Source organism: Actinomadura sp. 7K507 (assembly GCF_004348425.1).
GTDB lineage: Bacteria > Actinomycetota > Actinomycetes > Streptosporangiales > Streptosporangiaceae > Spirillospora.
Map to the genome: position 1 here is coordinate 36081 of NZ_SMKK01000044.1, position 9701 is coordinate 45781.

8 protein-coding genes are annotated in these 9701 nt (G+C 71.7%); 4 read left to right on the top strand and 4 right to left on the bottom strand.

The annotated features are described in order from the left end of the window. Positions 1–9: 9 nt before the first annotated feature. Together E1285_RS12845 and E1285_RS12850 are read right to left on the bottom strand one after the other, a co-directional pair. Positions 10–1488, bottom strand: coding sequence for an aldehyde dehydrogenase family protein (locus tag E1285_RS12845; RefSeq protein WP_132151503.1), 1479 nt, complete (start codon positions 1486–1488; stop codon positions 10–12). Between the two features lie 29 nt (positions 1489–1517). Further along, entirely contained in the window at positions 1518–2708 is a 1191-nt protein-coding gene (locus E1285_RS12850; protein ID WP_132151505.1) for a cytochrome P450, read from the bottom strand. A gap of 156 nt (positions 2709–2864) precedes the next feature. Between E1285_RS12850 and E1285_RS12855 the strand changes: the two genes are divergently transcribed. Continuing rightward, a complete protein-coding gene (locus E1285_RS12855) occupies positions 2865–4097 on the top strand; it encodes a CoA transferase (RefSeq protein ID WP_165966593.1) in 1233 nt (410 codons plus the stop codon). Positions 4098–4165: 68 nt separating this feature from the next. On the opposite strand, the gene E1285_RS12860 is transcribed toward E1285_RS12855, so the two are convergent. Continuing rightward, a complete protein-coding gene (locus E1285_RS12860) occupies positions 4166–4930 on the bottom strand; it encodes a crotonase/enoyl-CoA hydratase family protein (RefSeq protein WP_132151507.1) in 765 nt (254 codons plus the stop codon). Positions 4931–5005: 75 nt separating this feature from the next. Here E1285_RS12860 and E1285_RS12865 point away from each other — a divergent pair, with 75 nt between their 5' ends. Continuing rightward, entirely contained in the window at positions 5006–6517 is a 1512-nt protein-coding gene (locus E1285_RS12865) for an AMP-binding protein (protein WP_132151509.1), read from the top strand. Beyond that, positions 6505–7581, top strand: coding sequence for an acyl-CoA dehydrogenase family protein (locus E1285_RS12870; RefSeq protein WP_132151511.1), 1077 nt, complete (start codon positions 6505–6507; stop codon positions 7579–7581). The genes E1285_RS12865 and E1285_RS12870 overlap by 13 nt, the downstream gene beginning before the upstream one ends. Positions 7582–7589: 8 nt before the next feature. Here the strand turns inward: E1285_RS12870 and E1285_RS12875 are convergent, their stop codons facing one another. After that, entirely contained in the window at positions 7590–8381 is a 792-nt protein-coding gene (locus E1285_RS12875; protein ID WP_132151513.1) for a GntR family transcriptional regulator, read from the bottom strand. 149 nt (positions 8382–8530) lie between these two features. On the opposite strand from E1285_RS12875, the gene E1285_RS12880 reads away from it, so the two are divergent. Further along, positions 8531–9701: acyl-CoA dehydrogenase family protein (locus E1285_RS12880; protein WP_132151515.1), on the top strand; the 1171-nt coding region annotated here is incomplete at its 3' end.

Here is a 9701-nt window from a genome sequence, read left to right on the forward strand (position 1 = left end):
GGTGGCCGGTCAGCCGGACGCCACCGGCCAGGTGATGCTCTTGGTCTGCAGGAACTCGTCGAGGCCGTGCTCGCCCCACTCCCGGCCGAGACCGCTCTGCTTGTAGCCGCCGAAGGCCGCGTGCGGCGTGACTCCGCCGCCACCGCCGTTCACCATGACCATGCCTGCCCGGACGCGGGTCGCGATCCCGTGCGCCCGGATGGGGTCGGCCGCCCATACCGAACCGGCCAGCCCGTAGGGGTTGTCGTTGGCGAGCCGCACGGCCTCGTCGTCGTCGTCGAAGGCGATGACGGCACCGACCGGCCCGAAGAACTCGGTCCGCGCGATCGTCATGGCGTTGTCGACCTCGGTGAACAGCGTGGGCTCGAAGAAGTAGCCCCGGCTCAGGGCGGGGGGACGGCGCCCGCCGAACACGATCCGCGCGCCCTCCTCCTCGCCGGTCCGGACGAGCTTCTCGACCTTGTCGCGCTGCGCCGCGCTGATCAGCGGCCCCATCGCGGTGCCGGGGTCGGCCGGGTCGCCCACCGTGATGTGCTCCAGCGCGGCGACGGCCTTCTCGACCAGCTCGTCGTACCGGGAGCGGTGCACCAGCGTGCGGGTGAACAGCGAGCAGCCCTGGCCGGTGTTGACGGTGATCCCGGCCAGCATCTCGCCCAGGACCTTGTCCAGGTTCGCGTCCTCGCAGACGATGCTCGCCGACTTGCCGCCCAGTTCGAGCACGACCTTCTTGATGCCGCCGGCGGCCTGCTCGTACACCTGCCGGCCGACGCTGTCGGAGCCGGTGAAGCTGACCAGGTCCACCATCGGGTTGGTGGTGAGCTCGCGCCCGGCCTCGATGTCGCCCGTGATGATGTTGAGCACGCCCGCGGGAAGTCCCGCCTCCTCGGCGATCTCGGCGAGGAGCAGCGCCTCCAGCGGAGCGGCGGGCGCGGGCTTGAGCACCGTCGTGCAGCCGGCGGCCAGCGCGGGCGCGAGCTTCATGACGCTCAGGAAGAACGGGAAGTTGTACGCCGGGATGAGCGCGGCGACACCGAACGGCTCGCGCCGCAGGACCCCCTGCCCGATGCCCAGCCCGGGAACGACGGTCGGCGGCATCGGCCGCTCCCACGCGAACGCCGGCATGATCCGCTCGGCCATGTCCCGGAAGTGCGCGACGGGGACGCCGATCTGGAGCATCTCGGCCAGCAGCCGGATCGTCCCGGCGTCGGCGATGTTGAGATCGACGAGCTCGGGCGTGCGCCGCTCCATGATCTCCGCCATGCGGAGCATGATCCGGGCCCGCTCGCGCACGGGCATCGAGGGCCACGGGCCCTCGTCGAACGCGTGCCGCGCGGCCCGCACCGCCCGTACGACGTCCTCTTTCGTCGCCTCGGGGATGAGGCCGATGGCCTCCTCCGTCGCCGGGTTCACTACCTCGATCCACGCGTCGCCGGTGCTGTCGGTCCATTCACCGTCGATGTAGAGCCGATGGGTCGGCACTTCGCTCATGAGTCGTCTCCTTGTAGGTGCCGCCGTGGTCACACGTCCCAGCGCAGCTTCAGCTCGTTCAGGGCCCACACGCCGCCGGAGTGCTCGGTCGGCTGCTCGGCCAGCTCGTAGTCGGGGATGCGCCGGTGCCATTCGCTCAGCAGCACGACCAGCTCCTGGCGGGCCAGGTGCGATCCCAGGCAGCGGTGCGGCCCGCCGCCGAAGGAGATGTGCTTGGTGGTACCGCGGTCCAGGTTCACGCGCCGGGCGTCAGGGTGGACGGACTCGTCGCGGCCCGCCGCCGACAGCGGGAAGACCGCCATGTCGCCCGCCTTGACCGGGCAGCCGTGGAACTCGGTGTCCTGGACGGCCTTGCGTGCGGTCTGCACGATCGGGTAGGCGCGCAGGATCTCCTCGACCGCGATCGGGATGAGATCGGGGTCGTCCGCGATCCGCTTGCGGTCCTCGGGATGGGTGGCCAGGTGCAGGAACGCGTAGGACGCCTGGCTGGTCACCGTGTCGAGGCCCGCCATGAACAGCAGGAGCATGCAGTTCAGCAGGTCGCCGTCGTTGATGGGCTCGCCGTCGATCTCCCACGTGAGCGCGGTGCTGACGATGTCGGTGGCGTCGGGGTCGGGATCGGCCCTGCGCTCGGCGATCAGGCCGGCGAAGTACTCGATCACCAGGCCGGTGCCGGCTCCGGTCTTCTCCCTGTCGCCCCCGGAGTGCAGGATCATGCCCTCCCACTCCAGGAACTCCGGGAGCTTCGACAGCGGCATCCCCATGATCTGGAGGAAGATCGTGGATGGGAAGGTGCGCGCGATGGTGTCCACGAAGTCGCATTCGCCCTGGGCCGCAAACCCATCGATGATCTCTCCGGCCAGCCGCCGCTGATCATCGGCCATGCTCCGCACGCGCTTCGGGGAGAAGTAGCCGCGGAGCAGTTGCCGCCAGGGGGTGTGCTCCGGCGGGTCGAGCATCAGCGGGATCAGCTTGTAGGGCGGATTGGGGTCGGTCGGCACGACGACCGAACTGGACCACAGATCGCTCCGCTGGAGCCCGTCATGGATGGCGTCGTGGTCGGTGAAGACCCAGTAGCCGCCGGCCTCCTCGGAGCGCATCACCGGGCGGGTGCGGTCCTGGTAGCCGTCCATCCGCTGGAAGAACGTCAGTGCCGGTCCCGTGCCCTGGCTCGTGTAGTCCTCGACGGGGCAGGTCTGTGGGGTGGGGTCTGCGGCCATCTCGGCTCCTCGGTGCGCGTCGATGCGATGCCCTGGATCGTACGACCGCAGTCGCGATTTGGGTAGTCTCAATTAGCCTTCCATGGACGCCGGTAAGTTGCTACTCTCCAGCCCACGGGTCTATGAGTGCACACAATAGGGCTAAGGTGGTAACCCATGCACCGACCGATGGAGGGCGTGCGCGTCCTGGAGGTCGCCCAGTTCACCTTCGTGCCGGCCGCGGGCGCGGTGCTGGCGGACTGGGGGGCCGACATCATCAAGATCGAGCACGCCGAGCGGGGTGACGCGCAGCGCGGCCTGATCCGGGTGCTCGGGCTCGACGCCCTGAGCGGGGGCAGCTCGTTCTTCCCGATCATGGAGGGCCCGAACCGGGGCAAGCGCAGCGTCGGCCTCGCCCTGGAGAACCCGGCGGCGCGGCCGGTGCTGGAGCGCCTCGTCCGCGAGAGCGACGTGTTCCTGACCAACTTCCTGCCGGGTGCGCGCGCCAGGCTGGGCATCGACGTCGAGGACATCCGGGCGATCAACCCCGACATCGTCTACGTCCGTGGCAGCGGCTTCGGCCAGCGCGGCGACGAGGCGGACAAGGGCGGGTACGACAGCACCGCTTTCTGGGCCCGGGGAGGCAGCGCCGCCGGCGTCACCCCGCCGAGCTCGGAGTCGATGATGCGCATGCCCGCGGGCGCCTACGGCGACTCCATCGGCGGCATGACCATCGCGGGCGGGATCGCGGCCGCCCTGTACTCCCGTAAGACCACCGGTGAGCCGTCCGTGGTGGACGTGTCGCTGCTCGGCGTCGGTGCGTGGGCCACCCAGTTCTCGGTCAACATGGCCCTCGCGATGGGCGGGCCGCTGCCCCGGCCCGAGCAGCCCAAGCACGGTTCGGCGACCAATCCGCTGATCGGCGCCTACCGCACCGCCGACGGGCGCTGGCTGGAGCTCGCGATGCTGCAGCCCGGCCGGTACTGGCCGGAGTTCTGCGCGATCGCGGGCCGCGAGGACCTGATCACCGACGAACGCTTCGACGGGGTCGAGAACATCATGAAGAACGCCGCCGAGGCGAGCGAGATCGTGGCCGGGATCATCGCCGGCCGCGACCACGCCGAATGGGTCGAGCTGCTCAAGGGGGGCGACGGGCAATGGGCACTGGTCCAGGAGCCCTGGGACGTGGCGCAGGACCCGTCGCTGCGAGCCAACGATCTCATCGCGCCGCTGGAGGACACCGACGGCGTTCAGCGAGAAATGGTCGCCAACCCGGTCCAGTTCGACGAGACCCCGGCGGAACTGCGCCGCGCCCCGCAGTTCGCCGAACACACCGACGAGGTGCTGCGCGAGCTCGGCTGGAGTGACGACGAGCTGATCCAGCTCAAGATCGAGGGCGCCGTCACGTGAGCCGCGGGACGCGGCGGCGCCGCGTGCCCTGGCCCGGCTCCGGCGCTGCCATCGACGCACCCGGTCCGCTACTCGCCGCGCCAGACCGGCGGCCGCTTCTCGGCGAACGCGGTGGCGCCCTCGCGGGCGTCGGCGGAGGTGAACACCGGGCGGATGATCTCCTGCTGCCGGTCGAACGCCTCGTCAGAGGCCCAGTCGGCCTGGGCGTCAAGCACCTGCTTGGTGGCGGCGACGGCCAGCGGGGCGTTGACGGCGATCGTCTCCGCCAGCGCGCGGGCGCCCTCCAGGGCCTTGCCGGGTGCGGTGATCTCGGTGACCAGGCCGTGCCGCTCGGCCTCCGCGGCGGTGATGAACTCACCGGTCAGCGCCAGCCGCATCGCCACCCCGTACGGGACGCGGCGGGGCAGCCGGATCAGCCCGCCGGCCCCGGCCACCAGGCCCCGCTTCACCTCGGGGATGCCGAACCTGGCGTCCTCGGCGGCCACGATCAGGTCGCAGGCGAGCGCGATCTCGCAGCCTCCGGCCAGCGCGTACCCCTCCACCGCGGCGATCACCGGCTTGCGCGGGGGACGCAGCGTGATTCCGGCCAGGCCGCGTTCGGGATGGCTCACGTTCTCGCCCGCCACGAACGCCTTGAGGTCCATTCCCGAGCAGAAGGTCCCGCCGGCGCCGGTGAGGATGGCGACGGTCAGGTCCTTGCGGGACTCGAACTCCTCCAGGGCGGCGGCGACGCCGTCGGTCACCGCCCGGTTCACGGCGTTGCGCGCCTCGGGGCGGTTGATGGTGACGACGGTGACGCCGTCGGCGTGCTCGACCAGGACCTCGTCCGACATGGGGCTCCTCGACCGCGTGTGTGTGGCTCGTGATGGCGAAACATAGACTACTTCGTAAACTATGTTGGAGACAGGATGGAAGAAAGGGACCTCGGCGGCACGCTTCGCGCCGCGGCAGGGCGGTACGGCTCCACGGCCTTGGTCTTCCACGGCGCCCACGGCACGGTGACCACCCGCCTGGACGACCTGCTCGGGCGGGCTTTGCGCGTCGCGGGCGGACTCGCGGACCTGGGAGTCGAGCCCGGTGACGTCGTCGCTCTCCAGCTGACCGGATGCGTGGAGAGCGCCGTCGCCCATGCCGCCGTGCTGCTGCGCGGCGCGGTCGTGCTCCCGATCGTCCCGATCTACGGTGTGCGGGAACTCCGGTTCGTGCTCCGCCAGTCGGAGGCCGTCGCCCTGATCACCTCCACTGGAAGGGCGGACGAGGTGCGGGCCATGCGTACCGAACTGCCCGCGTTGCGGCGGGTCATCGCGGTCGGGGACGAGGACTGGAGCGCGCTGGAGGCGCACCCGCCGCTCGGCGCGCAGGCCCCGCCCGATCCGGACGAGGTGTGCGTGCTCGTCTACACCTCCGGCACCACCGCGGATCCGAAGGGCGTCCAGCACACCCACCGCTCCATCCTCGCGGAGCTGGCGACCATGGCGGGGCACGGAGACGGCTACGTCTACCTCGACGCGTTCCCGCCCGGCCATGTCGCCGGCCTGTGCGTCCTGCTGCGGGTCCTGGCGCGCGGGGTGCCGACCGTCTTCATGGAGAAGTGGGATCCGGAGACCGCCCTGGATCTGATCCACGGGCACAGGGTGACGGCCTCGGCGGGCGTCCCGTTCCACCTGGCCGGGCTGCTGGACGCGGCCGAGCGCAGCGTCCGCGGCGCCGGCACCCTGCGGGAGTATCTCGTGGGTGCGGCGAGCGTCCCGCCCGTGCTGGTCGAACGGTGCGAACGGGCCGGGATCGCCGCGTACCGCGCGTACGGGTCCAGCGAGCACCCCACGATCAGCGCCGGTGCTGCGGACGACCCCGGCCGCAAGCGCGCCACCACCGACGGCAGGCTGAAGCCCGGCACGCAGGTACGCATCGTCGACCTGGACGGCAGGGACCTCCCGGTGGGGGAGGAGGGCGAGATCTGGTCGCGTGGTCCCGAGGTCTTCGCCGGATACCGCGACCCGGCACTGAACGCGCAGGCGTTCACCCCGGACGGCTGGCTGCGCACCGGCGACGTGGGGCGGATGGACGGCGACGGGCACCTGACCATCACCGACCGGCTCAAGGACATCATCGTGCGCGGCGGGGAGAAGATCTCCTCCAAGGAGGTCGAGGACCTGCTGGCCGCGCATCCGGCCGTGGCCGAGGCGGTCGCCGTGGCCGAGCCGGACGAGCGCTACGGCGAACGGGTCTGCGCGTTCGCCGTGCTGCGGGACGGGGCGAAGCTCGACCTCGACGGTGTGCGCGGCCATTTCGCGGCGCTGGGGGCAGCCAGGCTGAAGACCCCCGAACGCCTGGTCATCGTGGACGCGCTGCCCCGTACCGCGTCGGGCAAAGTACGCAAGCACGAACTGAGGAAGGAAGTGCGCGAATGGACCTCCTGATCAGCGAGGAGCAGGAGGCGCTCGCCGAGACGGTCCGCGACTGGCTGGCCGGGCACACCGACCTGGCCGCCGCGCGCGCCGACCGGGACGGCGGGCCGGTGTCACGTCCCGAGGACTTCCAGGCCGCGGCGGAGCTCGGCCTGGTGGGGCTCCTGCGTGACGCGGAGGGCGGCACACATACCGATCTCGCGCTGGTAGTCGAGGAACTGGGATACGCGGCGTCCCCGCTGCCGCTCGGCCAGTCCGCGCTGGCGGTCCGCGCGCTCGACGACGCCGGGATCGGCGGTGACGCGGCCGGCCGGGTCGCGGCGGGATCGGCGCTGATGGTGCCCGTTCTGCCCGAGCCAGGGGAGGCCCCGATCAGGGCTTCCGCCGGTCCGGACGGCGCGCTGGTCCTGGACGGGCGGGCGGCCATCGCGGCCGGCGCGCTCGACGCCGGCGGCCTGCTGGTCGTCGCGACCGGGACCGGCGGGGCGCCGGTGCTCGCCCTGGCCGCCGCCGGCGCGGACGGGCTCGGCCGTACGGCGCGCACCTCGCTCGACATCACGCGGGACTTCGCCGCCGTGGTGCTGGACGGTGTCCAGGTGCCGGCCGGCTCCTGGACCGAGGCCGAGCCGGACGCGATCGAGCGGCTGGGCGGCGCGGTGGCCCTGCACCATGCCGCCGACGCGCTCGGCGCGGCCGACCGGCTCCTGGCGATGACGCGCCATTACGTCCTGGAACGGCAGCAGTTCGGACGGGTGATCGGCGGTTTCCAGGCGGTCAAGCACCACTGCGCCGACATGGCCGTGGACGTCGAGCGTGCTCGTGCGAGCGTGCGCGCCGGAGCCCGCGCCCTGGACTCCGGGGACCCCGGTTCCCGGCGAATCAGGATCGCCGAGGCGGCGGCGATCGCGGGCGAAGCGTGCTCGCGGGTCGCCGGTACCGCACTGCAACTGCACGGCGGGATGGGCTTCACCTGGGAGCACGACCTTCATCTCTACCTGCGGCGGGTCAAGGCCGGTGAGCTGCTGGGCGGCACGCCCCGGCACCACTATGCCCGGCTGATGGAGCTGGTGGCTTGAAGCGGGGTTCAGTCGAGGATGTCGATGACCGAGGTGGCCTCGCGGTCGCGCAGCACCATCTGGTCGGCGATCTGGAGGTGCTTGTGCCAGAAGCGTTCGGCGGCGGGTCCGTCGCCGGCCCGGACGAGCTTGGCCAGCTTCTCGTACGCGCGCAGCGCCCGGGCGTAGTCGCCGGGCTCGCCGGTCGCCTCGCCCGCCCGCACCGACGCCTGGGTCTGCCGCAGGATGATCTCGTGCACCATCCCCGCCATGAGCGCGAGGGTCCGGCTGCCGGACAGCTCCACGAGCCGCAGGTGGAATTGCGCGCTGTCGACCGCGAACCGCTCGTGGTCGGTGACCGAGGCGCGCGCGGGCTCGATCTCCTCCTCCAGCGCCGCGTACCGCTCCTCGTCACCGCTGAGGGCGAGCAGCCGGGCCGCGGGCGGTTCGATCGCGCTGCGCGCCAGGTACACGTCGCCGAGCGTGGCCCCGCCCAGCTGGAGCAGCAGCCCGGCGGGCCGCGCGACCACCTCCGGTCCGGGCACGGTCACCCGGGCACCGGTGCGGGAGCCGCGCCGCAGCTCGATCAGGCCCTCGGACTCCAGTACCCGGAACGCCTCGCGGAGCGTGGGACGCGAGACCCCGAAGTGCTCCATGAGCGCGGCCTCGTTGGGCAGGTAGTCGCCGTCGGTGAGGGAGCCCTCCACGATGCGGCGCCGCAGCCGGCGCGCGACCAGCTCGCCGGTCTTGGGCGGGCGGACGCCGTCGGACGCCGCGCCCGCGGTCGCGCCGCGCCGTACCCCTGACTCCGGCAGTGCCATGGATGATCGCTCCCTGCAGATGACTGACCAAGTGGACAAGGATATCGACCGCGGCTCCGGCGGCGGCCTCCGGACCTCTAATAGATAACCTAGTAAACCATGTGTGTTCTAAGGTAACTTCGTTAACCACCTGGAGAAGGAGTGCCGCCGTGGAGTTCGGTGCCGGTACGCCGCTGGAGGAGTTCCGCGAGCAGGTGCGCGCGTTCGTCGCGGCCCACGCTCCCGGGTTCAAGGTCAGGTCGGGGGTGCGCAGCCCCGAGAACGCCGCGGAGCTGAAGGAACTCCAGCGCTGGACGGCCGAGCTGTACGCGGCCGGGTACATGGGCGCCGACTGGCCCGATGAGTACGGCGGCGCGCCCGATCACGACCCGCTGCGCCAGTTCGTGGTGGGGGAGGAGGTCGCGCGGGCGCGCGCGCCCATGCCCGTGAGCGGCGGCTCGCTGGCCGCGCACGCACTGATCAAGTTCGGGTCGGGGGAGCAGAAGGAGCGCTTCCTCCCGCGGATCCGGTCCGGCGAGGACCTGTGGTGCCAGCTGTTCAGCGAGCCCGACGCGGGCAGCGACCTGGCGTCCCTGCGGACCACCGCGGTGCGGGACGGCGACGAGTGGGTGGTCAGCGGGCAGAAGGTATGGACGACCAACGGGCACTGGGCGCATCACGGCTACCTGCTGGCCCGCACCGATGCCGACGTACCGAAGCACAAGGGCATCAGCGCTTTCGTCCTGGACATGCGCCTCCCGGGAGTGCAGGTGCGCCCGCTACGGGAACTGACCGGTACCTCCGACTTCAACGAGGTCTTCTTCGACGATGTCCGGCTGCCCGCGGACGCCCTGATCGGCGAGCCGGGCCAGGGCTGGCTGATCGCCAACGCGTCGCTCGCCGAGGAGCGCAACGGCGTGGGCGCCTCGGTCGTGGGACTGCAGATGGCTTGGGAGGACCTGGTCGCCATGGCCCGCGGGCTCACCGTGGACGGGCGTCCCGCGCTGGAACTGGACGACGTGCGGCAGCGGCTCGCCAGGTTCCGGGCCGAGGTCGACGCCTGCGCGCTGCTCGCCCACACGTCCATGGCCCGGTGGCGGGCGGGCAAGGCGAGGATGATCGACGCCCCGGCCACCAAGCTGACGTTCAGTGAGCTCAACCTGCGGATGGCGGAGTACGCCCTGTCCCTGCCCGGTTCCCTCGGCGTCCTCACCGAGGGCGATCCGGACGCCGTCGCCGGGGGCCGCTGGCAGGACGCCTACCTGTACGCACGCGCGTACACGATCGCCGGCGGCAGTTCGGAGATCATGCGCAACATCATCGCCGAGCGAGCCCTGGGCC

Excerpts from the sequence above, each read along its gene's own strand:
- E1285_RS12870 (WP_132151511.1), top strand. The coding sequence starts at position 6,505 with ATGGACCTCCTGATCAGCGAGGAGCAGGAGGCGCTCGCCGAGACGGTC.
- E1285_RS12875 (WP_132151513.1), bottom strand. The coding sequence starts at position 8,381 with ATGGCACTGCCGGAGTCAGGGGTACGGCGCGGCGCGACCGCGGGCGCG.
- E1285_RS12855 (WP_165966593.1), top strand. The coding sequence starts at position 2,865 with ATGCACCGACCGATGGAGGGCGTGCGCGTCCTGGAGGTCGCCCAGTTC.
- E1285_RS12845 (WP_132151503.1), bottom strand. The coding sequence starts at position 1,488 with ATGAGCGAAGTGCCGACCCATCGGCTCTACATCGACGGTGAATGGACC.
- E1285_RS12860 (WP_132151507.1), bottom strand. The coding sequence starts at position 4,930 with ATGTCGGACGAGGTCCTGGTCGAGCACGCCGACGGCGTCACCGTCGTC.
- E1285_RS12850 (WP_132151505.1), bottom strand. The coding sequence starts at position 2,708 with ATGGCCGCAGACCCCACCCCACAGACCTGCCCCGTCGAGGACTACACG.
- E1285_RS12865 (WP_132151509.1), top strand. The coding sequence starts at position 5,006 with ATGGAAGAAAGGGACCTCGGCGGCACGCTTCGCGCCGCGGCAGGGCGG.